The organism is Rothia sp. HMSC076D04 (genome assembly GCF_001814645.1).
Taxonomy (GTDB): Bacteria; Actinomycetota; Actinomycetes; order Actinomycetales; family Micrococcaceae; genus Rothia; species Rothia mucilaginosa.
On sequence record NZ_KV817370.1, the window covers coordinates 284,983 to 309,478 of the forward strand.

A 24,496-nucleotide genomic window follows, 5' to 3' on the forward strand; every position below is an offset into this window, starting at 1 on the left:
AATGGTACGGTGACTGAAAACCGCTCAACCCCCGCCATGCTCACCGCAGTATCCGTGCTCGATTCGCTGATTCGTGCCGGTATGCGGCATGTTGTCGTGTCTCCGGGATCCCGTAGCGCACCTCTTGCGTACGCTATTGCCGCCGCCGCTGAAGCCGGCGCCCTCATTGCGCACGTGCGCGTGGACGAGCGAAGTGCAGCCTTTACCGCCCTGGGTATTGCCAAGGCATCCGGTCAGCCCGTGGGTCTGGTGTGCACCTCCGGTACGGCACTGGGCGAGTACGTGCCCGCCGTCATGGAGGCGTATCACGCCGGTGTGCCCCTGGCGGTGCTGAGCGCGGACCGCCCGGAGCGTCTGCGCGGTAGCGGCGTGAATCAGACGACCCGCCAGGCGAGTTTCTTCTATCCTTTTGTGCGTGCTGAAGCTGATTTGACCTCCTACCCCGAGCAGGTGGAGGGCGAGCAGACTCAGGCTTTTGCGGCGTGCTTGAACGCGCTGACCGGTCGTAGTGCCGAGCACTGGCGCAAGCAGTCTGCGGAGCCGATTGGCCCAGTGCACCTGAACATTTGTTTCGATACGCCGCTGACCCCCTCTGGCCGTTTTGCGCAGATACTGCCGCAGTGGGCACAGAGCCTGCTAGAGGATTACGACCCGCAGGCTGAGGGCCGTGCCCGCGCCGCCCGCGCTGAAGGTTCCGGGTTCTCCAGCGCTGAGCAGCGTTGGCTCCTGGACTCCTTGGAAGCGCAGGCGGACCTGGCGGAGTTCACCCCGGCACACCGCACCGTGGTGGTTGCCGCTGACGGTGCCGGTGAGTTCGCCGCGGAGTTCGCCCGTGTGCTGAACCTGCCGCTATTTGCTGAGCCTTCCTCCGAGGCGCGCCACGGCGCAACCTCCATTCCTCACTACCCGCAGCTGCTCGCTAATGGTTCGTTCGCGCCCGCGGCACAGATTGAGCGTGTGGTGCTCTTCGGCCACCCGACGCTCTCACGCCCGATTACCGCATTGCTGGAACGCGAAGATATTCAGTGCGCGTTCTACGCCCCGCGCCGCGCCAGCTGGTACGAGCCGGGCGCCCGCTCCTTCGTGGAACTGTCTACCCCGCATGAGCTTGCCGAGTTTGCGTGCGCATCCGCTACTGCCACCGATGAACCGGCTGACGAACTGAGCTGGCTGGATCAGTGGGTTGAGCCCGCCCGCGAACTGCAGGATGAGTGCCTGCGCGCCATTGCCACCTACGAGCACTCTGATTCTGCAGGCTCTGTAGACTACACCGATTACCGCAACCGCACCGCCGGCCGCTCCTACGCGCGCCGCGTCTGGAAGGATGCGGTGGCTCAGCGCCGCCTCATGGTGCTGGGTTCATCGAACCTGGTGCGTGATCTGGATGCGGCAGCCCCCGCCCTGGGTGAGCCCGCCCCCGCGCGCGTGTTTGCGAACCGCGGCCTGGCGGGTATTGACGGCACCATTGCGACCGCTATTGGCGTGTCCCTGTCGGGCTACTACCCCGCCGGTGTGGATGAGAACTCCCGCCCGGTCGTTGGTGGTGCCGCTCTGCCGGTGACCCTGCTGTGCGGTGATCTGACCTTCCAGCACGATGTGTCCTCGCTGAACCTGCCGAATACTGAGCTTCTGCCCGAACTGCGCGTTGAGGTCTTTGACGATGCCGGCGGCGGTATTTTCACGACCCTTGAACACGGTGATATGGCTCGTCAGGAGCAGTTCACCGCTGCGGTGGATCGTTTCTTCACGGTGGCTGCCGCCCCGAATACTGATTTGGCGCGTATGGCTGCCGGTTTTGGAACCGAATCGGGCGTTGAGGTGCGCATTCACACACCCTAAAGCCGTTTCTAAAGGCTGCAGGCTAAGCCCCGTGCGCAGGGTTGACCGATATACTGAAAACTACCTGTGCCGTAGCCTTCCGTGGCTGAACGCTAGCCGGTCGTAGCGGTTTCACTCGCCGCTGCATTCGCGTTTTTGCGCGCCTGCTGACGTAAGGCACCCTATCTATCATTTATTGACATTCACGCTCTTGCCGCTGATGCACACCGCCCGCGACCCGAGGTTTTACCCCGGTGAGCCCGGTGCATGCGGCGGACGTTGCCCCCAAGGATTCTCATGAGCTCACTCGATATTATTGTTGCTGTCCCCTCCGGAGCCGGTTGGGTTCCCGTACACGCCATGGCGGAGCTTCTCGCCCGCTACACCGGCGGCACCGTGCACACCGTGGATGTGGGCGCATCCCTCAGCAAGGAAACGAAGCTTCTGGCGCGTCTGCCCCGCCTCAAGGGCGGCTCGAAGCGTTGCCTGGTGATTGCTTCTGATCCCGGTCAGCTGTACGCCATTTCGCAGCGTTCCTTCGCGTTCCGCCGCTACGGCGCGGTCTACGGCTGGGTGATTGATAGCTTCTGGGATGACCGTATTCCTGCGGTGGCTAAGTCCTCCACCTACGACCGTATTTTCGTTGCGGATGTTGACGACGTTCAGCCCTGGACTGCCGCGGGCGTGAAGAACCCCGGCGTTCTGCCCTGGGGTGCGGATGTTTGGAGCAAGTTCAGCGACCGTCTGGCTACTCTGGGCTCAAAGAGCACCGACCTGCTGCGCGTGGGCCGTCAGCCCGCCGCCTACGAAGATGACGAGGCGACCGCCGCCCTCGCCGCTGAGCTGGGTCTGAGCTTTGAGGGCCGCCCGCCCTTCGGTGCAAATGACCGCGAGTCGGCTCAGCATCTGCAGGATTCGCTGAACCGCGCGAAGTTCCTGCTGGCGTTCTCCACTTCGGTCAGCCCGGCGCCGTACACTCACCCGACCAAGGAGTACATCACCGGTCGTTGGACCGATGCCCTGGCTTCGGGCGTGACCGTGGTCGGCAAGGTTCCGAACACCACCACCGTACGTGAAATCCTTTGGGATGGCGCGACCATCGACATTGATCATGCGGATGCACGCGCGGGCCTCGCGCAGGTTGCCGATGCGGTCTCCCGTTGGACCCCCGCGCAGGGTGAGCAGCAGATTCGTCAGGCGCTGCAGCACCTGGATTGGCGTCACCGTTTCGTGCAGCTTTGCGAGGCAATGGGTGAAGTCCCGGCTTCTTTGCAGGCTGATTGCGAGGCAATGCGCGCCCAGTACGTTCAGCGCTAAATACGTGCCCTAAGGTTATGGGTATATAAAAGGTGAGGGCTGGTTTCTATCATAGAAACCAGCCCTCACCTGTATTTATGCCCCATGAGGCATATTGCATACGGGGTTTTAGTACGAAGCCTGACCCAGAGTAATCGGACCCGTGAAACCACTGGTATCCGGGTGATCCGCTTCGAGGTACGCCGCTACCGGTGCGCCTTCAAGCTGAGCCAAACGATCCAGCAGGAAGCGAGTAGCACCCGGTGCATACGGCAACTTATACATTGCCGCGGTCGTCGCCTCGTCATCACGATTTAAAGTGGAGGAACGAATCGACTCAATAGCGGTCACCATGGTGTTGCGTTCACGCTCCACGAAGGTGCGGTCTACCGGCTCACCGTTACCGGGCACAAACACGCGGTAACGATCAAATTCGAGCACGGCACCGAGAGTATCAATCCAACGGTCGGGGAAAGAATCCTCAAAGTAGGGGTCGGTACCCTCTTCAATCAGACCGCCCATGAACAGCACGTCCTCTACACCGACCATAATGTCACCGTCGGTGTGGCCGGGTCCCATGTACATGAGGGTTGCGCTACGCTCACCCAGGTCGATGGGGGTGAAAGTGATGCCGTCGCCCCTATTGGCGACCAGGCGGTTGGGAACGACAATATTGGTGGCGGCACCCTGATTGTGTGCCATTTCCGGTTCCAGCGTCTCGACGTAGGGACGCTGCGCCTCACCGTATTTACGGATTGCACGCGCGGCGCGAGGATGCGCCCAGAATTCTTCGGTACCCATTGCCGCGAAAACATCGTTGCCGAAGAAACGCTCATAGTGTCCGTGAGTGTTTACAACGGTAATAGGAAGGCGCGTGAGACGGCGAACCTCATCATAAATTTCGGTTGCCTGACGGGGACCTGCGCCGGTATCTACGACTAGTGCACGCTCCAGTCCGAGGACCAGTCCGGTGTTCAGTCGGTAGTTGTCGGTCGCAATGCGGTACACGCCGTCTGCGAGTTCAATAGTACGAGCCATAGATACAACCCTACTGGAATTTTTAGCGGCTGAGGAGTTATTCGGGCTTCAGAGAACAGAAATTTACGGTTCGGTAACAATTCAAGGCAATGAAAGTGCATTATTTTGCGCAAACTTATCTCTAGCAACAAGAAAGTGGTGAGGCTTATCAACCTCTCCGGATTGTTTGAACAGCACATCATCACCAAAGGAGCCCCTCGAAAAGCCTGGCGTGCATCCGTAGAAGCAATATTTATGTCACGATGCCGCTCAATCTAGAATCGTGCGCACGGTTCAACCCGCATCTAACACCCCTATAGGATAGGAGTATGGCTTCTTCCCCCACCTCGTCTTCCACCCCTTCGAACCCGCCTTTCCCCAGCGGTACCGGACGCTACGCCCCCTCCCCCTCGGGGGATTTGCATCTGGGTAATTTGCGAACCGCCATTTTGGCGTGGGCTATGGCGCGCCGCGGCGGCAAGCCCTTCTACCTGCGCGTGGAGGATTTGGATCGCGTGCGCCCGGGTGCTGCAGAGCGTCAGATTGCTGATTTGGCAGCTCTGGGTCTGGATTGGGATGCGAGCCCCGGCGCCCCGACAGAGCGTGTTGAGGGTAGCGAAAGCACCGAGGGCAAGGAAGCAGGTGTGCTGTACCAGAGCACGCGCCTTGCCGCCTATGAGCAGGCGGTTGCGCAGCTGCGCGAGGCAAACCTCGTCTATGAGTGCTTCTGTACCCGCCGCGAAATTCAGGAGGCGTCGAGTGCCCCGCACGGTGCGCCGGGCGCATACCCGGGCACCTGCCGTGAGCTGAGCAAAGCGCAGCGGGAGGAGCGCCGCACCCAGCGTCCGCCGGCCCTGCGTCTGCGCGCCGAGTGCACAAGCTACACGGTGCAGGATGATTTTTACGGCACCTACACCGGCCTGGTGGATGATTTTGTGCTGGTACGCAATGACGGCACCTACGCCTATAACCTAACCTCCGTGGTGGACGATGCATTTGTGGGGGTTGAGCAGATTGTGCGCGGTGATGACCTGCTCCCTTCGGCGCCTCGCCAGTCGTATTTGGCGCAGCTTTTGGGTTTGATGCAGCCGCGTTACGCTCACGTGCCGCTGGCACTCAACGAGGAGGGTAAGCGCCTGGCGAAGCGTGACGGGGCGGTAACCCTGCCGCAGCTACGTGAGGCGGGTGTCGAGACTCCGACGATTTTGGGCTGGATTGCCGCTTCTATTCCGGTGTATAACGCTGATGGCTCCGCCCATTCCGCGGATGTTCCGGTGCCCAATGCGGCGGCGATTTTGGAGCGTTTTGACCCGGCTCGTATGGCTTCTGAGCCGTGGGTCGTGAGGGATCTCTAAGCCTCTGTGACATTGTTGTGTAACAGTTCAACACTCCGAACGGCTTTTAAATTTTTCGTTTAATTCGTTTTAGATGCATATGCCATTGAGCGTTTGCGTTGCTTTTCAACTACATATCTTTCACCCAAGTGCCCGAAACCCTGAATTTCAGGGATTTTTCGGGCACTTTTTCGCACACGCTCCCACATCGCCCCACGTGTACGACCATGGATTTTACACAGCAAATACATATTTATTCCACAGCTTCTCATCCCTAGGCGTCAAATAGACTTTATTTTCAGCCCCTCAAAGCCTAGACTGTATCCTATGCCACTCATAAAGTTATGGGGTAGCGCATAAATACACACAGGCGCACACTATCACCAGGAGAGAAGGAACATTATGGCCGCGAGTACATACCAGGTCATCGCGCTGGCGATTTATTTTGTTGCCATGATCGCAATCGGCCTATGGGCAAATAGCAAAAACAACAGTCTTGACGACTATGTGCTGGGCGGGCGACAGCTCTCCCCCACCGTCGCCGCTCTCTCAGCGGGCGCCTCCGACATGTCCGGTTGGCTCCTCATGGGTCTGCCCGGCGCCGTCTACCTCAGCGGCCTCTCCCAGGCATGGCTCGCCGTCGGTCTGACCATCGGCGCATGGTGCAACTGGACGTTCGTGGCACCGCGACTGCGTAGCTACACCGAAGTAGCAGGCGACGCCGTGACCGTCCCCGTCTTCCTGAGCAACCGCCTCCATGACACCAAGCGCGTGCTACGCATCGTCTCCGGCGTCGTGATTCTGGTGTTCTTCACCTTCTACGTCTCCTCCGGCATGGTGTCCGGCGGCCTGTTCTTCAAGTCCTCCTTCGGACAGGAATACCACACCGGTATGCTCCTGCTGGCAGGCATCACCGTGTTCTACACCTTCTTCGGCGGCTTCATGGGCGCATCCTACACCGACATGGTTCAGGGCCTGCTCATGCTCGCAGCACTCATTGCCGTTCCCGTCGTCACTATTATTAACCTCGGCGGCGTGGGCCCCGTGGTTGAGTCCATCAGCCAGGTAAGCCCCGACGCGCTGAGCATCTTCGCAGGCACCACCTTCGCCGGTATCGTTTCGTCCCTCGCGTGGGGTCTGGGCTACTTCGGCCAGCCGCACATTATCGTGCGATTCATGGCAATGCGCACCCCCGCGGACGCTAAGTCCGGCCGCCGCATCGGCATCAGCTGGATGGTCCTGACCGTGTTCGGTGCACTGAGCGGCGCGTTCATGGGTATCGCATACTTTGCACGCCACCCCGAGGCATCCCTCACCAACCCGGAAACCGCTGAGTCGGTCTTCCTGGACCTCTCCCAGATTCTGTTCCACCCCCTCGTTGCGGGCCTGATTCTGGCTGCGGTTCTGGCGGCAATTATGTCCACTCTCTCCTCGCAGCTGATTGTGTGCTCCTCCGCTCTGGTGGAGGACCTCTACGGCATCTTCTCCTCGAAGAAGCTCAGCGCATCCAAGTCCCTGTGGCTCGGCCGTGCAGGCGTGGCAATCGTGGCGCTGGTCGCCGGTGCCCTGGCGTGGAACCCCAACAGCTCCATCCTGCAGCTGGTCGCATTCGCGTGGGCGGGCTTCGGTTCGGCATTCGGCCCGACCGTTCTGCTCTCCCTCTACTGGCGTAAGCTGACCACCCAGGGTGCACTCGCCTCCATGATTACCGGTGCCGTTGTGGCATTCGCGTGGGGCCAGAGCCCGATGAAGTCCGTGCTCTACGAAATGGTTCCCGGCTTCGCTTCGGCGCTGCTTGTCGCCATCGTGGTTTCGCTCATGACCTACAAGAAGAACGACGCCATTGACGAAGAGTTCGACCGCGCGGTAGAGCTCGCAAAGGTCAAGTAACCCCTAGGTAACCAAGACCGGGTAAGCTTCCTTACCCAACTTCTAAGGCCCGGGCCGCACACACGCGGTCCGGGCCTTCTTATATGCTCGGCAACCTGATTCGCTATACCTGGCAACCAGGTTCACAGCCTCAGACAGCGCCCGGGCAACGTAGAATAGGGTCTATGACTGCACAACTTCCCGAAAAGGTCTCGGACATCTTCAACCCCGCCGACTGGCGCGTCGTCGAAGGCTTCGAAGACTTCACCGACATCACCTACCACCGCCAGGTTCAGCGCGACGAAAACGGTGAAATCCTACGCGATCTGCCCACCGTGCGCATCGCATTCGACCGCCCCGAGGTCCGCAATGCATTCCGCCCGCACACCGTGGACGAACTCTACCGCGCCCTCGACCACGCCCGCATGACCTCCAACGTAGGTACCGTACTGCTCACCGGCAACGGCCCCTCCGCCAAGGACGGCGGCTGGGCATTCTGCTCCGGCGGCGACCAGCGCATCCGCGGCCGCGACGGCTACCACTACGCCAGCGGCGACACCGCAGAAAGCATCGACCCGGCACGCGCAGGCCGACTGCACATCCTGGAAGTGCAGCGCCTCATCCGCACCATGCCCAAGGTTGTTATCGCACTCGTCTCCGGCTGGGCTGCAGGCGGCGGCCACTCCCTGCACGTGGTAGCCGACCTGACCATCGCTTCCGAAGAGTACGGCAAGTTCAAGCAGACCGACGCAACCGTCGGCTCCTTCGACGCAGGCTACGGTTCGGCGTTGCTCGCACGCCAGGTGGGTCAGAAGTTCGCCCGCGAAATCTTCTTCCTCGCCAAGGAATACGACGCACAGCGCATGTACGAAATGGGCGCAGTCAACGACGTAGTCCCCCACGCAGAGCTCGAGAACAAGGGACTGGAATACGCGGCGCACATTGCCCGCCAGTCCCCGCAGGCAATCCGCATGCTCAAGTACGCCTTCAACCTGCCTGATGACGGCATGCTCGGCCAGCAGGTCTTCGCCGGTGAGGCAACCCGCATGGCGTACATGACCGACGAGGCTGTGGAGGGTCGTGACGCATTCTTGCAGAAGCGTGACCCGGACTGGTCCAACTACCCCTACTACTTCTAAGAGACAGCCCCTTTTCTGCAGAAGTAGATTCAGATGCATAGGCTCGGAGCCGGATTCAACCCTGAGAACCTCAGCTAAGAATCCGGCTCCGGCGCATTTGATGCCGCACCGGCATATGACACCGGCGCATGACAGCACGCAGCCGCTAAGGATTTAGCCATGATGAATACCCCCGTACCCGGGCTCGTCCCCTCCCCCGCTCCGCAGGAGGCAGCCCTGCACCCGCAGGCGGTACAGGTGCGCGCCGACCAGCCCGCCGACCCGCACACCATGCTGGGCGCCTTTGAGCAGCTACTGGGCGGGTACGCGGCGGATGCTGGTGCGGGCGCGGCTGCGGAGCCTATTGCCCTGGTGGTGGGCACCTCCGGATCCACCGGAACCCCCAAACGCACCGCACTGACCGCCCGAGCTCTTGCCGCCAGTGCGTCAGCCACCGAGCGCTTCTTCGGCTCAAACTCCGATGCAGCATCGCAGTGGCTTCTGGCTCTTCCCGCGCACTATATTGCCGGTGCTCAGGTGCTCGCCCGTTCCATACTCGCCGGTACCGCTCCGGTGATTGCCCGCTCCGTCATTGAGCCGGTCCACTTTAGCCCCGAGGTTTTCCTGCAGGCGGTTGAGCAGATGAGCTCGGCACGTCGGTTTATCTCCCTGGTACCCACCCAGCTGCATAAGCTCCTTGAAAGCGCGGATGCCGACCCGCGCCTGGGCGCTGAGATTCACGAGGCGCTCGGCTCCTTCACCGGAATCCTGCTCGGAGGCGCCCCCACCAGCGCCGACCTGCTCGCCGCCGCCTCCGCGCTTGGGCTGAATACGGTGACCACCTACGGTAGTGCCGAAACCGCCGGCGGATGCGTCTACTCCGGCTCCGTACTGCCCGGCGTGCGGGTTGAGCTCGTCCCCGAAGAAGGTATGCCCGCCGTGCCGGATACCGGTGGGAAACCCGCACAGGTGGGCCGTATTTGGATCAGCGGCGCGCACCTCGCCAGCGGCTACATTGGCGACGCCGCCCGCACCGCCGAGCACTTCTTCACCGCCGCCGACGGCACCCGCTGGTACCGCACCGACGACTACGGGCTGCTGAGCCCTGCAGCAGCTCCCAACAGCAACAAGAACTGTAGTGAGCAGCGCCTGCAGGTGCTCGGCCGTAGCGACGACGTACTCATCAGCGGAGGCGTAAAAATCTCCGCCCGCGCCGTGGCGACCGTCCTCGAAGAGCACCCCGTCGTACGCGAAGCCTGCGTAGTCGGCCTGCCCGATGCCCGCTGGGGCACAGCCATAGCCGCCGCGGTCACGCTCGTACCTTCTGCCGGTGCAGCGGCTGCACCTACCGAGAATCGCCCCGCCCTGAACGAAGAACTCTGCGCCCTGCTGCGTGCCCGCTGCGCCGAAAAGCTCGGCGCCCCCGCCGCACCCAAGCAGCTGAGCATCCTGCCGGATTTCCCGCTCACCAGCACCGGCAAGCCGGACCGCGCAAAAATATACAGTATCCTGGACAGAGACTACCGTCAGGGCTAAAGCAGGCTCATCCGCGGGTTTTCACCCCGCACACGCAGCCGCCCGCATGCCCTGACCGTCACGCACAAAACCCACGCATCATACGCACTTAGACCCGGAAGGAACCCACGTGGCAACTGCCGCCCAATGGATTGAAGGCGCTCGCCTGCGCACCCTGCCGCTCGCCGTCGCCCCCATTATTGCCGGCTCAGCTGCCGCCTACGAGGTCAACGAATTCAAGCCGCTCTACGCGTTCTTGGCGTTCCTCGTCGCGTTCTTCCTGCAGGTCGGCGTGAACTACGCCAACGACTACTCCGACGGCATCAAGGGCACCGACGAAGACCGCGTGGGTCCGCTACGCCTCGTTGGTTCCGGCGTGGCAAGCCCCCGCTCCGTCAAGTACGCCGCCTTCACCTGCTTCGGTCTAGCGATGCTTGCGGGTCTTGCCCTGGTGGCTCTGGCGAACCAGTGGTGGTTCCTGGCGATTGGCGCCTCCAGCGTCTTCGCGGCGTGGGGCTACACCGGCGGCAAGCACCCATACGGCTACATGGGCCTGGGCGACGTGTTCGTCTTCGTCTACTTTGGTCTGGTTGCGACCCTGGGCACCCTCTACACGCAGGCGCACACCCTGACCCTGCTCGGCTGGGTTGGTGCTATCGGCATTGGTCTGATTTCCTGTGCGCTGCTCATGGCGAATAACGTACGTGACATTCCCACCGACATTGAGGCGGGCAAGCTGACCATGGCGGTCCGCCTTGGCGAACGCTGGTCGCGCATCACCTACATCGTGGAGATGGCGCTGGCACTGGGCCTGGGCGTGCTCCTGCTCGATGAGAACCCCTGGTTCCTGTTAATCTTCCTGCTGGTCGGCCCGACCATCCACTCCTGCGTGACCGTGTGGACGCGCGGCGGCCGCGACCTGATTCCCGTGCTCAAGCAGGCGGGTATTGTGGCGCTCGTATACTCCGTGATCCTTGCCCTCGCCGTGTGGCTGGGCTCGCTGGACATTATTAGCCACGAGGTTCAGGTGTTCACCGGCTACTAAGACCGGCTACTAAGCCGACGTACAAATCTGCGCCGGATTGCCGCGCCATTACGCCGCTAGCGGGCACCCGGTTCATAGTTCCGCAATAACGCGGCGGTATGTCATAGTAGTGCTTATGATTCGAGCCATGCTGATTATTGGCGGCGCCGCCCTCATCGTGGGGCTGACCCTCTACACCCTCTTGGACGCCGTCCGCACCCCCGCACACGAGGCGCGAACCCTGCCCAAGTGGCTGTGGGTTCTCGTCACCCTGCTCTTCCCCGTGGTGGGCCCGCTCATGTGGCTTATCCTGGGCCGCCCCAAGGCACAGCCCGCAGCAGGCGCTCCTCGCCCCGGCTTCGGTCAGCGACGCAACACCCCGGCACCCTCGGTATCTTCCCCCGACGACGATGAAGAGTACCTGCGCTGGCTCAAAGCAAAAGCAGAACGCGAACGCCACAGCCGCGAAGCAGAATCGAACAACAAGCAGGATTCTGCTCATAAGGATTCCGAGCCTAAGGACCCTGAGCTTAAGGATCCCGAGGACGGCACGCCGAATCAGGGTAACGGGCAGAACTAGTCAGGACAGCTAGGCTCGCACCCCTAAAGGTTTACAGAAAGAGGCTGTGGGCACATCCAATGCGGATGGGCTCACAGCCTCTTACTATGCTCAAAAACAGCTTCAGGAACTAGCTACCGGATGTTTCAGCTACCGGGCAGCTGAATCACGCCACCGTACAGCGGCGCAGCAGGCTCCGAATACCCCACAAAATGCGGCATCTCATGCTCAAAATCAGTGGTGCTAAACGCCAGAGTCGTAATCGACGCCAGGTTGCACTCACGGGCACGCGGGTCATGCTGCAGCATGCGGCCCTCAACTCCCAGGCGAGTAATCCAAATCGGCAGCTGGTGCGACACAATAATCGCCTCCGCACCCTCACCGCCGCGCTCGTAGGCGGTACGCGCCGCATCCTGAACAGCCGCAGCCATACGGCGAATCTGATCCAGGTACGACTCACCCCAGGAGGGGCGCGCCGGGTTGTACAGCTTCATCCAGTGACGCGGGTTCCTCAGCAGCTCCTGCGCGTTCACGTGCAGACCCTCAAAATAGTTATCCGCCTCAATGACGCGCTCATCCGGCTGCGCAGTCAGACCCAGCAGCTCCTCAACCGGGGCGGCAGACTCACGGGTACGCTGCAACGGCGAGCAAACCAGATGCACGAAACGGGCGCCGCGCTCAGCACGAGCCGCGAACTCCTCAGCGCTCAGACGCACCATCTGCTGGCCCTTATCGGACAGACGGTAACCGGGCAGACGGCCGTACACAATGCGCTCGGGGTTGTGCACCTCGCCGTGACGCATGAGGTGAACTTTAATGGTGGAAGTTTCAGTCATAATCCCAGTCTCTCAGATAGCGCGCCGCACCCCAAACAGGTGACCCGCACGTACCCTCTACAAATACAAAACCCGGCGTACAAAGCCCAGCCCGCAAAAACTGCAGGAACACAAAAACCCCGCCTCTCCATACGGAGGGCGGGGCGAAAGAAGTCTATTTACTTCTTGTTGCGGCGCTGGTGGCGGGTCTTACGAAGCAGCTTACGGTGCTTCTTCTTGGACATACGCTTGCGGCGCTTCTTGATAACGGAACCCATAGGATTTCCTCACTTTACTCGTACCCGGCCGAGCCATTCGACTCGGTAGCTACCCGGGGATATTTATACCGGTATAACCGATCCAAAACGCATTTTAGGCACAGAAATACCCTTGCGTTTTAGAGCGCTACCTACCTAGAGTACTAGGTTTACCCCCATTTTCACCATTCGAGAGCGGCTTTTCAGGAGTTTTTCCCTGAATTTCCGCTTTTCCCGCGGGGATATCGAGGATATCTCGGGGCGAAAACGGGGATTCGGTAACCCTAACGGCGCTTCTTCTTCGACTTCTTCGAGCCCTTAGCACGGCCATGAGACAGCACCGAACCGGAAGAAGCTACAGCAGCATCAGGAGTGCTCTCCTCAGCCGAGGAGGCGACCTCTACCGATTCCGCAGCCGATTCCAGCGCAGGATCAGAAGCCTCAGCGGGTTCTTCAACCGGCTCTTCCACCGAAACCTCTTCAACGGCGCTTTCCTCAGCGGCCTCTTCTTCAGCCGCCGCGTGCAACGCCTTCAGACGCTCAGCACGCTCAGCCTCGGCACGAGCCAGCGCCTCCTCATCAATGACGGGCTGAGGCTCAGGCTGGGGCTCGGGCTTCGTTTCAGCCTTCAGAACCTGCTCCTTCACTGCCTGATCCTTCTCAGCGCTCTCCTGCGCTTCGTCATGCTCAGGTTCGTACACATCCACGCCGAAGAAACGCTTCATCTTCGAGAAGATGCCGCCGCGCTCCTGCACCGGCTCCTCATGCGGAAGCTTCTCGTAGGTATCGTGAATGGTCGCAGCCGCTTCAAGACGGGTAGGCTCAGCAGGCTCAGTAGCGGGCGCCTCCTGGCGCGCAGGGGCACGCAGAACCTTCTCAGCCGACTCAGACTCCGCAGGAGCCGCGGCAGTCACGACAGCCGCAGGACGCGCGGCACGGGCAGGGGCAGTTAGCACCTTACTGCGATCCACCGGCTTAATGATGGTCGCACGCACCGGGGAAACAATCTGGCCGCTACGACGACGCGGAGCCGCCGTAGAAGCACGCAGAACCTTCGCGGGACCCTCAACCTCTTCCTGCGCGTACGCGGCAGGGACGCTCGGCAGCTGACCGCTGGGGGTCTGGGAGCTGAGGGGCTGGGAAGTGAGAGTCTGGGAGGCCGGCGCCTGGACACCAGATACCGGAGCCGCAGAAGCAGCGGGGGTTACCTGCGCTACCGGGGTACTGCGGCGCGGGGTACCGAAGCTCAGCGGCACATCCGCGCTCACCGTATGAGCGGTAGGCTGCGCGGGGGCTGCGGAAGCCGCGGCAGGTACGGGCTGAGACGCAGCGGGAATGGAACGTTCCACCTTGTCAGAAGCAGAAATATCTGCGCCAGAAGTAGTCTCGGCAGAGGTATCAGTCGGCTCGGAGGGAATTCCAGACGCCGCCTCCTCAACGTGGGCAACCTCAACGCGGGCAGCCTCGGATTCAGACTGCTCATACTCCACGTCAGCAGACTGCGCAGACACCGGAGCAGGAACCTGAGCCAGCTCAGCCGGTGCCGCAACAGGAGCATCCGCGGCAGGAAGTGCCCCCACATCGGCGAAGGACGCATCGTCCTGCATCAAATCATCAAAGTCATCAGCGGCAAACTCATCCACATCAACCGGCGCGAACTCAGACGCAATCGGCTCGCCCGGCAGGCCATTCGCCGAGGTCGCCTCCTGCTCCAGGTCAATACCGGCATCGGAATACATGCCGCGCAGCTGACCAATCACCATGGCACGCGCAGTCGCAGCGTCGCCAGCCTTCAGAGCCTCCGCAATAGCGCGGCTCTCAGCACGCAGACGCTCAACAGCGCTACTCCACAGCGGCATACGACCCACCAGAGACAGCATCGACTCAAAACTCGGCTGACGCACCGACGCGAGCAGACCCACCAGCAACTCATTACCACCGCAACGCATCACCTGGTGGTGGAACGTCAACAGAAGCTCCAGGAAGTCACGAATCGACAGGTCGAAGTCTTCCATCTGCTCCAGAACCTCGTCCATCTCCGCGAAGGAGACGGTCTTCGGGTCAATACGCGCAATCGCCCAGCTTTCCAGCAGAATACGGGTCTGCACCAGGTCACGAGTCGGGTAACGCGAGCTGGACATGTGCAGGCGCAGAGCGGCACTCGCGGCAGCGGCAGGCTCATCACTCAGGTGTACCAGCATTTCCTTGCCGCGGCCGTTGTATAGCTGCACCAGATCCATATCTTCCAGGGTGCGCAGAGCCTCGCGAGTGCGGGAACGACCCACACCAATAGCGCGTGCAATCTCGCTATCGCTGGGCAGGTCCTGACCCAGCTGAATATTGCCCTCGAACAGTTCGTTCTCGAGCCAGCGCAGAATTTTACGATGAATAGCCACGTGAATGCGTCTTTCGGTTAGATAAAGGTGAGTGAGAGTGTGTGTGCTTTATCGATGAGTTATGCCGGAGGTTGAACGGCGTCAGGGCGCGCCTTAGCGGCGGCGGCCACGCAGGAAGCCGAAGAGACCACCGCGGTGGGCGTCCTTCGCCTCGGTGCTGGTCGTCTCAGTGCTGGGGCGGTACACAGAATCGTAGGCGGGCATAGTCTGATACTCGGGCTCCTCAGCGGAGGTTTCAGCCTTAGTAGGCTCACCCTCAGCGAGCTCATCATTAGCAGGCTCGCCCTTAGCGAGCTCATCCTTTTCAGTAGCTTCTGCGGGCGAAGCTACTTCCTCAGCAGATTCAGCCTTCACCGGCTCTTCTGCCGCGGCTTCATCCACTACGTTCTTCTCAATCACAGACTTTTCAGCTGCAGAATCCTCAGATGCAGATTCCTCAGCTGCAAATTCCTTGCCGGTTGTTTCTTCCGTGACAGATTCAGCGGTTGCAACAGGCTTCTCAACAGCAACCTTTTCGTCGGCGACCTTTTCAAGCACAACAGCCTCGGGGATTACAGCGATAGGCTGAATCGAACCACCCACAACCGCAGCGGGGTCGGTACCATAAGACACCACAGCCGCAGGCTGAGGGAATACCACCGGCTTATGCGCTACGACAGGCTTAGCCTCAGTGGTCTTGGCGGTCTCAGCGGGCTTCACCTCAGCAGGTGCCGCAGGGGTAGCGGGCTGAGCGGGGGATGCCGACGCCGCGGGGGTCACCCCAGCATCGTAACCGTAGGATGCGGGAGTGAAGGGGCGCATCGGGGTGCTATCCGCTGCCTCTTCCTGCGAGGTGGGCTCAGCAGCTCCTGCCTTCTCAGTGACAGGTTCGGAAGCGGCACTATCAGCAGCATGCTCCGCCGGGCGCGAGTAAATGCGCACGCTGGGGGTCAGGTGCTGTGCGCGGGCGCGCTGAATGCGAGCCTGCTCGATTTCCTCGGGGGTGGGCGCCTCAACGACGAAAGTCTCAGAGTCGGTCGCCTCGGTCTTCTCCGCGGTTGCGTTCTTCTCGGATGCAGCCGGCGCAGTTGCAGCGGGTGCAAGCTTCTGAGCGGGTTCTTCGGCTGCGGGCTTCTGAGCGCTCTTTTCAGAGGTCTTCTCGACCGGCTTCTGCCCAGCCTTCTCGACTGCGTTCTCAGCTGCAATCCTCTCAGCCATCGTCTTGTCGGAGGCAGATGCAGTCACGCCACCGGGCAGTGCCACGGGTACGTGCGCTTCGCTGGACTGGCGCGCAATCTGGACGGTCTCGTTGATCCACTCGGTCACGGTGGCGAATACATCCGGGTTCAGGGAGTAGAGGCGACGCTGCCCCTCCACGGTCACGGAGACCACGTCTGCATCACGAAGGACTTTCAGGTGCTTCGAAATGGTCGGCTGGCTCATGCCCAGCTTTTCAACCACAGCACCCACCGTGTGGGTTTGCTCAGCGAGAATACGCACAATTCGGCGGCGAGTCGGATCCGCGATGACAGAAAAAACATCAGAATGCATATAGCGATTATGACATATAAAGTGGCGCTTCAAGCTTAGAATGAGGCTGATGCAGAAATTACCTTCAAAAATTCTGAAAGAAGCCTGAACACTAACTCAAAACGAAGCGTTGAAGGGGATAAAAGCATGAAGTGTCCATCACATATGGTGCGGAGTTTATGTATCTCATCCCTGGCATATGACCACCCTTCACCTTCCTCAATACTTATATAACAGATACAGAATATATAGTTTTCGTGGCTCCACCCACAAAACCAACTATGCGTCTTCTCAAGGCTCACATATTTAGCCCCAAGCCACCACAACTACAACCCCCTCCGCACACATTAGGCGCGATACACTAGAAGGCGTCAAAACAGGCACATATCCGCCACCCAACACACCAACACCCAGACCAGCTGAAGGAGGCGCATGGGACGCATCATCCGCCGCACCCGGCGCCGACACCACCACCCCCAGGGCCAGCTCAACCGCCGCTGGGACACCCTCAGCGGTGCCACCTCCGAACCCCAAAAGCAACAAGTCCGCCGTAGTCGCCGCGACCGCCTCGAAGCCGAAAACCTTAGCATCCTCACGAGCGTGCCCGGTATTGACCTCGATCGTCTGCTCGCCCTACGCGACCACGTGAGCGAACCTTCTGAGGTTCAGCGTAAGCGCGCCCCCATGGGGTTCAATCTGCAGACCCTCGAACGGTTCCGTGACTTTATTGACGTGACCGTTCTTGCCTCGCCTTCGCGCACCGCAATCACTGCGTTTCTGCTGGTCATCATCTTCTTTACGCTCACCTTGCTACTGCCCATCTCCTCCAATGATGGGCAGCCCGCGCCTTTCCACCACGCATTTTTTACCTCTACCAGCGCGGTGACCGTGACCGGCCTGACTACCGTCTCCACCGCCGAGCAATGGTCCACCTTCGGTCAGGCAATGATTCTTGTGGCTTGTCAGGTCGGTGGTTTGGGTACCCTGACCATTACCTCCCTGCTGGCGCTGGCTATCGGCCGCAAAATGGGTCTGCGCACCAAGCTCATCGCACAGGAAGACCTGAACATCAGCCGTCTTGGCGAGGTCGGTGGCATTATCAAGAGCGTCTCCTATGCTTCATTCTCCATCGAGGCAATCATTGCGCTTGTGCTGATTCCTCGTTTCCTGACCCTCGGCGAAGACCCGTTCCAGGCGATCTGGCACAGCATTTTCTACTCCATCTCAGCCTTCAACAATGCAGGCTTCACCCCGCATTCCGACGGCATCGTGCCTTACGGTCATGACCTTTTCCTGCTCGTGCCCATCTGCATTGCCGTGTTCTTGGGCTCGCTCGGTTTCCCTGTTTTCATTGCGATTCAGCATCATCCTTTCCGCCCCCGCCACTGGTCGCTCACCGCGAAGCTGACCACCGTGACGACCCTGTTTTTCTTTGCTTTTGGCGCGTTCTTCTGGGGTCTCTTCGAGTGGAACAACCCCGCCACCATCGGCGACTACTCCGCAGGCGACAAGGTTCTGAACGCCATCTTTGCCTCCGTCATGATGCGTTCGGGCGGCTTCAATCTGGTCGACATGAGCAGCATTACCCCCGTCTCCACGCTCCTGACGGACATGCTCATGTTCATTGGCGGTGGCTCCGGCTCGACCGCGGGTGGCGTGAAGGTCACGACCATCGCCGTGATTGCCCTGTCTATCCTTGCTGAGGCGCGAGGCGATCAGAAGGTTGTCGCGTTCAACCGCACCATCCCCGAGTCCTCCCTGCGTATTGCTATCTCCGTGATTGTTATGGGTGCTACCGTGGTAGGTGTCGGCGCCGCGTCGATTCTGATTATTAGCGGCGCGGACCTCAAGGAAGTCATTTTCGAGGTCATCTCCGCCTTCGCGACCTGCGGCCTCTCGAATGGCCTCTCCTCCAGCCTGCCGCCGGCGGGTATCTACGTGCTCAGCGGCCTGATGCTCATTGGCCGTGTGGGCACCACAACCGCCGCGACCGGCCTGGCGCTGCGTTCACGCCGCCGCCTCTACAAGTTCCCCGAAGAAAGGCCCACCATTGGCTAGTGCACATAACGCCCCCGTCCTCGTGATTGGTCTGGGACGCTTCGGCTCCGCGGTGGCGGCCCAGCTGCGCCTGCAGAACAAGGAGGTCCTTGCTATTGAGAAGGACCCCGAGCTGGTGCAGAAGTGGTCCGGCGTGCTGACGCACGTGGTCTCCGCCGACGCGACCGATATCGACACCCTGCACCAGTTGGGCGCGGACGATTTCGGCTCCGCCGTGGTGGGTGTGGGCACCTCCGTGGAGGCATCCGTGCTGATTACCGCGAACCTCGTGGACATTGGTGTGGAGCGTATTTGGGCGAAGGCTATTACCCCCGCACACGGCAAGATTCTGGAGCGTATTGGCGCGCACCACGTGGTCTACCCGGAGGCTGACGCCGGCCGCCGCGCCGCGCACCTGGTCTCGGGTCGTCTGCTGGATTACATTGAGTTTGATGACGACTTCGCGATTGCGAAGATGCGCCCGCCGAAGGAAACCCACGGCTTTACCCTCGCCGAGTCGGATATTCGCTCCAAGTACGGCGTGTCTGTGGTCGGTATTAAGTCGCCCGGTGAGGACTTCACCTACGCGGACGCCACCACCCGCATTCATTCACGTGACATTCTGATTGTGTCCGGTCAGGTGGACCTGATTGAGCGTTTCGCGGCGCGCCCCTAAGCGCATTTTTCCTCGCTCTGCTAGTTTTGAGCAGCCTGCGATTAGACATAGAAAAACAGCCTCTTCCCGTTCTGCCGGGAGGAGGCTGTTTTTCTATAGTTTCAGCTAGTCAGGGGGATGCTACCGGACGGTATTAGCCCTCATCGGTTAATTCCCGCCGATTAGTCCTCGTCAGCAGTGTACAGCTGGCTCATTTCCGCCGAACGTGCCGCACAGGCGCGCATCGCGTCCTCGGTCAGCTGGAAGAGGCCACCGTCCACGAAGGTGTTCAGTGCACGCTCGGTGGTGCCGTTCGGGCTGGTCACGGCGCGGCGCAGGGCGGGCGCATCCGGGTTGGTGTCGAGCAGGAAGCCCGCACCGGCAACGGTTGCGCTGGCAAGCTTGAGGGCGGTGTCTGCGTCCAGGCCGAGCTTCTCACCGGCGGCTGCCATCGCCTCCGCAAGCAGGAACGCGTATGCCGGGCCGGAACCAGAGACGGCGGTGACTGCATCCATCTGGTCTTCGCGTACTTCAACGACCAAGCCGACGGTGCCCAGGACCTCTTCGACAAGCTTCTTCTGCTCGTCCTTCACGGTGTCGGTGGTGGAGATGGCGAGCACGCCCTTGCCCACGGAGGAGGGGGTGTTCGGCATGCAGCGAACAATGGGCTGACCTGCGGGAAGGCACTCGGCGAGGGTTTCGAGGGTCACGCCAGCAGCAACGGACACCACAACAGCGTTCGGGGCAAGGGCGGGTGCGATATCACGGGCGAGCTCGACAATGCCGTAGGGCTTCACGCCGAGCAGCACAACGTCCGCGTGGGCGGTTGCTTTGTGGTTACCGTCAGCTTCGCCGCCGGTGGTGATGATTTCTACCTTGTCGCCGAGGCGCTGGGCGAGGGCGGCGCGAGATTCTTCGCTACGCACGGTGGCGCGAATGTGGGCGGGGTCGTGGCCTGCAGCGAGCAGACCTGCGGCGATGGAGCCGTTCATGGAGCCGGTGCCGAGAAAAGCAATAGTTGCGGTCATCGTTGATCCTTCCTAATGGGGTGCCTGCGCCGGGTGCCGGCAGGCGTGCCGCCGGTGTGTTCCGGGGGCTACTGTTCGGTGCGCGGCGGGCGCGTGGAGGCGTACCCTTCCAGCATAGCGGGTGTGGCTACGGGCATGTGACCTGGCTCTGTTTCTTCCGCGTTTTCTGGGCGGCGGCTTCACCTCATGCTCCGCGACCCAATGGGCGGGGCTCCGCTTCTCACGTTCTGGCATGCCGGGGAGGGCGTAATTCTGCGGGCGTAGAATGAAAACAGCTTCACCCGCGGCAGTTTGTGCCGGGCATGAAGCCTCCAACACCACACAGCACGCAACACACAAACCCCTTTTTCTATGTCTTCTCATACTGGTTCTTCCTCGAGTTCTTCCCCGAATAGCCCGCAGAGCCCTGCGGGTTTCCGTTCTTTTTCGTTTCGCCTCCTGCTGGGGCTGACCCTTGCCGCGCTGGTCACGGGCGTGTTCAGCGGCTTGGGCGCGATTGCTCTGCATTATGTTCTGGACTTTATGCAGGAGCTAACTTTCGGTCAGGCTGAGGGTCATCACCCGATGGTGACTGACGGCGCCGATCCGGCGCGTCGTGCCTTGGTTTTGGCGGCGCTGGGCCCGTTTGTGGCGCTGGTGTGGTACTACCTGCAGTCCGGTGGGCGGCGTGTGGTCGGCGTGAAGTCGCAGATTGCCGGTGCTACCGAGGAGGACCGCACCCCGTCACTGTGGCGGCAGATTTCGCATTCGGTGATTCAGATTGTTGCGGTGGGTGCGGGCTCTCCTGTGGGTAAGGAAGTCGCGCCTCGTGAGCTGGGTGCTTTGGCGGCTGGCCGCACCTCGAATCTGCTGGAGCGTCTTGGTTTTGTGGGCGCTGACGGTGCCGCACTGTTGGGTGTTCGTGAGCGTAGTCTGCTGGTGGCGGCGGGTGCGGCGTCTGGTTTGGCGGCGGTGTATCAGGTGCCGATTGGTGGCGTGGTGTACCTTGTGGAGGCGATGGCTGTTGGTTTGAGCCTGCGGTCGCTGTATGTGGGTGCGGTGACGGTGTGGACGGCGACGGTCACGGCGAATCTGGTAATCGTCAATGAGCCGACGTACCCGGTGCCGCAGCTTCCGTTGGATGCGACGACGCTGACGGTGGCGGCGCTGACGGGTGTGGTGTTGACTCCGTTGGCGTTGGGTTTTAGGGCGTTGTCGCAGCGTGCGGAGAAGTTGAAGGCGAAGGATCGTTCTCTTCTGTGGCGTATTCCTGTAGCGTTTGCGCTGGTCGCGGTGGTTTCGCTGTGGCTTCCGGAGATTCTGGGTAATGGTCGTCTGCTGACTCAGCACACGTTTAATGTGTCGCTGGATGCGGCGGCGGGCGGTTTGACCGCATCGGCGGCAGTGTATGTGTTGGCGTTGGCTGTTGCGAAGGCTGCCGTGGTGGTGTTGAGTCTGCGTTTCGGTTCTTATGGCGGTACGTTGACGCCGGGTTTGGCGTTGGGTGCGGCGGTTGCGTTTTGTGTGGCGGCGCTGGTGCTGTGGGCGTTCCCGGGTTTGGGCGGGGTGCCGGGTGGCGCGTCGATGGTGTTGTATGCGGCGGCGTTGACGGGTACGGCGGCGTTTTTGGGTATTTCGATGAATGCGCCGTTGTCTGCGTTGACGTTGTTGATTGGTTTTACGGGTCAGGGTGCGAGTGCGTGGCTGCCGATGGCGGTTGCGGTGGGTACGGCGGTGCTGACCCGCTGGGCGTGGACGCGGGCGTTCGGCGCTAAGAAGTAAGTTCTGACAGGTGGCGGGCGGCCCCGGATGCGTGTGTGCGTCCGGGGCCGCCCGCTTTTTAGACCGAGGTTTTCGATAGGTTAGTGTCTTCACCGTGGGTCTTTAACCCGCGGTGAAGACACTAACCTATCGACGAAAACACTAAGTCATTACCGGTTCCCACCTACCTGGCGCAGCCGGAGATTCGGTCATGGGTTACGGATTTGTGCCATGGTTTAGCGTCTTTGGTCGTAGTTAAAAACCATGGCAGAAGACGCTAAACCATGGCACAAATTCTGCGGGGGTACGACCATCCCCGTAGCGAAGAATCACATAGGAAGAGAACCCAACCAAAATTCGTTAACTACGATTCAGAGATTCCCACTTTTTAGAAATCCACAAAACTATCCGCTTGCTCACGGAGGCTTTTTTACCTTTCAGATTCTCATCTTGTTCAGTTTGTTCTCCCTCCGACACTTTCTCTGAAATCCCAAAAGTTTCTGGCTTATACTCGCCATAGTCATATCCGCGTTTTCCACTCCCCCAATTTATAATCCAATAGGGAAGACCAAGAATAAATGGTTCTATAACAGAAAAATATTTGGACCCTATCCATTTAGGACAATAGACAAAATTTCGATAATTCTCATCCCAAAGCGCAAAGAAAAATCTCTGCGAATTGTTCATTTTATTCAAAGAAGATTTAAATACATCCTTAAACTTATCATTCGGCAGATTTTCCTGAAGGATACGGAGATAACCATACTCAGCAAACCGTTCTCCAGATAGGCTCATCCGCGTAGACTCAACCAAATTAATCCCATAAATTAAGGCATACAAACAGACTAAGACAACAAAAATAAAAGATACGGTTGTCTCGATTATATCCCCAGCACCTGATAGGAGGCTGGTAGCAAATGATCCAACAACCAAAACCATAGTAATTAACATTCCCATAAATACAGACACAATAATCAGAGCCTCAATCCAGAGATATATACCGTATCTAAAATTAGGTAAAGTGATAATTCTTTTATCACCATGCACAACCAGACTTGCTGGAACATTCAAGAGCCGCTTCTGCCCACGTACATTAGGACAGACAGAAATAACTTTCCTCTCCCAAACAGCACGTTCAAGAGATGCTTTTCGAGATGCTTCAATCTCCCTATATTCTTCAGAAGTTATAGAAAGCGCATCTACATTTCCAAACTTGACAAGCTCTTTATATTTTTCAGAAATTTCAAGCCATTCTTTATACCTCGTCAGCTCAGGAGGTGTTCCTTGTTTGGAGAGTTCCATCTGCTTAGTCTCCCTGCGGGCACTCAGTATAAGACTTAAAGCAGCAATGACCGCCGTTGCAATCGGTGCGATTGCAGAAATCAGCACTTTGCCGAGATCCTGGTCATGAGTCCAGTGCCAGAGATAGTTCCAGTCAAACCCAGCAGCTAGCACCTGCGTTAACAGTAGTTGGTTCGTCATCGGTGATTGTTCCTTTCCTAGCAGGCGGCCCCGGATGCGTGTGAGCGTCCGGGGCCGCTCTGCTTTGTTGCCCCGAAGAACTGCCTTAAATTTGCTTTGATGGCTTTGAAAGAAATAGTAGATAAATTCCGAACATGAGCTTAATTGCCGCATCAATATATGCAATTACCTCTAGCGGAACATCGACATAAACATATCCTACGAAAACATTAATGGCACAGATAAGACCCAGGTATATCATTGACTTTCCATGCACAAAATAGTATGGGAAGAAGTGTAGCGCGGTTGCCATCAGCGCTCCAAGCCAAATCAGCCTCCAATTTTCAGTTGCAAAGAATTGGCCACCCAGCAAAACCATTAAGACAAATAATAGAATAACGGCACGTGAAGATACTTTCTTTTGAAATTCGCTCGAAGGGCCATCGGCTAGTCTATCCAGCACCTTCTTGTTCATGTTGATTGAGAAAAAGCTGACGACGTACCCAATGCTGAATACTTGCATATTTATTATTTGCTTTCCTCCAACCAAGGTAGCTATTGCTATAACTGCCGCCACCACAATTAACCACAGGCCGCATGCCCTCTTATAGTTAAATTCTAGCTTTTCATCTTTGTTATAGTTTAGAAAACTCATCGATACCTCCAATAGCCTCTCATAGAGTCACTTCTCTTGTTGCGTCACTAAATTTTAATATGAAAAAATTCTGCAATATATCAAGATACCCCAGTCCTTCTGACTATTAATTACATCTCCTATAATTATATCAAAATGATAATAGAGAATTCGTCAAAAAAGCGAAAGAAGCAGCCCCGGATGCATGTGTGCGTCCGGGGCCACCATGCTTTTTAGACCGAGGTTTTCGATAGGTTAGTGCCTTCGCCATGGGTCTTTAACCCACCGTGAAGACACTAATCTATCGATGAAAAGGATAAATCATAACCCATAACCGACTCTCACCTACATGGCGCAGCCAGAGATTCGGTCATGAGTTCCGGATTTGTGCCATAGGTTAGCGTCTTTGGTCGT

General features: G+C 59.2%; 19 protein-coding genes. 11 read left to right on the forward strand and 8 right to left on the reverse strand.

Annotated features, from left to right (window positions below):
• Window positions 1-9 precede the first annotated feature (9 nt).
• Window positions 10-1,839, forward strand: a complete 1,830-nt coding sequence (menD, locus tag HMPREF2980_RS07395; protein WP_070691072.1) for a 2-succinyl-5-enolpyruvyl-6-hydroxy-3-cyclohexene-1-carboxylic-acid synthase — start codon at window positions 10-12, stop codon at window positions 1,837-1,839.
• Between the two features lie 276 nt (window positions 1,840-2,115).
• Window positions 2,116-3,135 carry a glycosyltransferase gene (locus tag HMPREF2980_RS07400; RefSeq protein ID WP_049341039.1) on the forward strand — a complete coding sequence of 340 codons (1,020 nt, stop codon included), beginning with the start codon at window positions 2,116-2,118 and terminating at the stop codon, window positions 3,133-3,135.
• 108 nt (window positions 3,136-3,243) lie between these two features.
• Here the strand turns inward: HMPREF2980_RS07400 and HMPREF2980_RS07405 are convergent, their stop codons facing one another.
• On the reverse strand, window positions 3,244-4,152 hold the full coding sequence (locus HMPREF2980_RS07405) for an MBL fold metallo-hydrolase (RefSeq protein WP_049356271.1): 909 nt from the start codon (window positions 4,150-4,152) through the stop codon (window positions 3,244-3,246).
• A 308-nt stretch (window positions 4,153-4,460) separates the two neighbouring features.
• Between HMPREF2980_RS07405 and gluQRS the strand changes: the two genes are divergently transcribed.
• The 6 genes from gluQRS to HMPREF2980_RS07435 all read left to right on the forward strand — a co-directional run bounded on the left by gluQRS (window position 4,461) and on the right by HMPREF2980_RS07435 (window position 11,571).
• A complete protein-coding gene (gluQRS, locus tag HMPREF2980_RS07410; protein ID WP_070643033.1) occupies window positions 4,461-5,486 on the forward strand; it encodes a tRNA glutamyl-Q(34) synthetase GluQRS in 1,026 nt (341 codons plus the stop codon).
• 381 nt (window positions 5,487-5,867) lie between these two features.
• Window positions 5,868-7,355 (forward strand): sodium/proline symporter PutP, encoded by a 1,488-nt coding sequence (gene putP, locus HMPREF2980_RS07415; RefSeq protein ID WP_070691074.1) that lies wholly within the window; start codon window positions 5,868-5,870, stop codon window positions 7,353-7,355.
• 164 nt (window positions 7,356-7,519) lie between these two features.
• The gene (locus HMPREF2980_RS07420; RefSeq protein ID WP_049356266.1) at window positions 7,520-8,473 is read left to right on the forward strand and encodes a 1,4-dihydroxy-2-naphthoyl-CoA synthase; all 954 of its coding nucleotides are present in this window, start codon (window positions 7,520-7,522) and stop codon (window positions 8,471-8,473) included.
• 159 nt (window positions 8,474-8,632) lie between these two features.
• Entirely contained in the window at window positions 8,633-9,988 is a 1,356-nt protein-coding gene (locus HMPREF2980_RS07425) for an AMP-binding protein (RefSeq protein WP_070691077.1), read from the forward strand.
• Window positions 9,989-10,097: 109 nt separating this feature from the next.
• Complete coding sequence (locus tag HMPREF2980_RS07430) at window positions 10,098-11,012, forward strand: 1,4-dihydroxy-2-naphthoate polyprenyltransferase (protein WP_070691078.1); 915 nt, start codon at window positions 10,098-10,100, stop codon at window positions 11,010-11,012.
• Window positions 11,013-11,127: 115 nt separating this feature from the next.
• Window positions 11,128-11,571, forward strand: a complete 444-nt coding sequence (locus HMPREF2980_RS07435) for a PLD nuclease N-terminal domain-containing protein (protein ID WP_070633742.1) — start codon at window positions 11,128-11,130, stop codon at window positions 11,569-11,571.
• A 125-nt stretch (window positions 11,572-11,696) separates the two neighbouring features.
• Here HMPREF2980_RS07435 and HMPREF2980_RS07440 read toward each other — a convergent pair whose 3' ends face one another.
• From HMPREF2980_RS07440 to HMPREF2980_RS07450, 4 genes are all read right to left on the reverse strand, one after another.
• Window positions 11,697-12,386 (reverse strand): histidine phosphatase family protein, encoded by a 690-nt coding sequence (locus tag HMPREF2980_RS07440; protein ID WP_070691081.1) that lies wholly within the window; start codon window positions 12,384-12,386, stop codon window positions 11,697-11,699.
• A 158-nt stretch (window positions 12,387-12,544) separates the two neighbouring features.
• Window positions 12,545-12,643: a 30S ribosomal protein bS22 gene (locus HMPREF2980_RS09350; RefSeq protein ID WP_005504750.1), complete on the reverse strand. Its 99-nt coding sequence runs from the start codon at window positions 12,641-12,643 to the stop codon at window positions 12,545-12,547.
• A 263-nt stretch (window positions 12,644-12,906) separates the two neighbouring features.
• Window positions 12,907-15,018, reverse strand: coding sequence for a GntR family transcriptional regulator (locus HMPREF2980_RS07445; RefSeq protein ID WP_070691083.1), 2,112 nt, complete (start codon window positions 15,016-15,018; stop codon window positions 12,907-12,909).
• 93 nt (window positions 15,019-15,111) lie between these two features.
• The gene (locus tag HMPREF2980_RS07450) at window positions 15,112-16,548 is read right to left on the reverse strand and encodes an ArsR/SmtB family transcription factor (protein ID WP_070691085.1); all 1,437 of its coding nucleotides are present in this window, start codon (window positions 16,546-16,548) and stop codon (window positions 15,112-15,114) included.
• Window positions 16,549-16,959: 411 nt separating this feature from the next.
• Here HMPREF2980_RS07450 and HMPREF2980_RS07455 point away from each other — a divergent pair, with 411 nt between their 5' ends.
• Both HMPREF2980_RS07455 and HMPREF2980_RS07460 read left to right on the forward strand, forming a co-directional pair.
• Window positions 16,960-18,585 carry a TrkH family potassium uptake protein gene (locus HMPREF2980_RS07455; RefSeq protein ID WP_070691089.1) on the forward strand — a complete coding sequence of 542 codons (1,626 nt, stop codon included), beginning with the start codon at window positions 16,960-16,962 and terminating at the stop codon, window positions 18,583-18,585.
• A complete protein-coding gene (locus HMPREF2980_RS07460; RefSeq protein WP_005504725.1) occupies window positions 18,578-19,240 on the forward strand; it encodes a potassium channel family protein in 663 nt (220 codons plus the stop codon). The genes HMPREF2980_RS07455 and HMPREF2980_RS07460 overlap by 8 nt, the downstream gene beginning before the upstream one ends.
• Before the next feature lie 161 nt (window positions 19,241-19,401).
• Here the strand turns inward: HMPREF2980_RS07460 and proC are convergent, their stop codons facing one another.
• Window positions 19,402-20,247, reverse strand: a complete 846-nt coding sequence (gene proC / locus HMPREF2980_RS07465) for a pyrroline-5-carboxylate reductase (RefSeq protein WP_049327496.1) — start codon at window positions 20,245-20,247, stop codon at window positions 19,402-19,404.
• 351 nt (window positions 20,248-20,598) lie between these two features.
• On the opposite strand from proC, the gene HMPREF2980_RS07470 reads away from it, so the two are divergent.
• Complete coding sequence (locus tag HMPREF2980_RS07470; RefSeq protein ID WP_070614894.1) at window positions 20,599-22,008, forward strand: chloride channel protein; 1,410 nt, start codon at window positions 20,599-20,601, stop codon at window positions 22,006-22,008.
• Window positions 22,009-22,347: 339 nt separating this feature from the next.
• Here the strand turns inward: HMPREF2980_RS07470 and HMPREF2980_RS07475 are convergent, their stop codons facing one another.
• Both HMPREF2980_RS07475 and HMPREF2980_RS07480 read right to left on the reverse strand, forming a co-directional pair.
• Window positions 22,348-23,469, reverse strand: coding sequence for a hypothetical protein (locus HMPREF2980_RS07475; protein WP_070691092.1), 1,122 nt, complete (start codon window positions 23,467-23,469; stop codon window positions 22,348-22,350).
• An 85-nt stretch (window positions 23,470-23,554) separates the two neighbouring features.
• A complete protein-coding gene (locus HMPREF2980_RS07480; RefSeq protein ID WP_070691093.1) occupies window positions 23,555-24,103 on the reverse strand; it encodes a DUF6609 family protein in 549 nt (182 codons plus the stop codon).
• Window positions 24,104-24,496 lie beyond the last annotated feature (393 nt).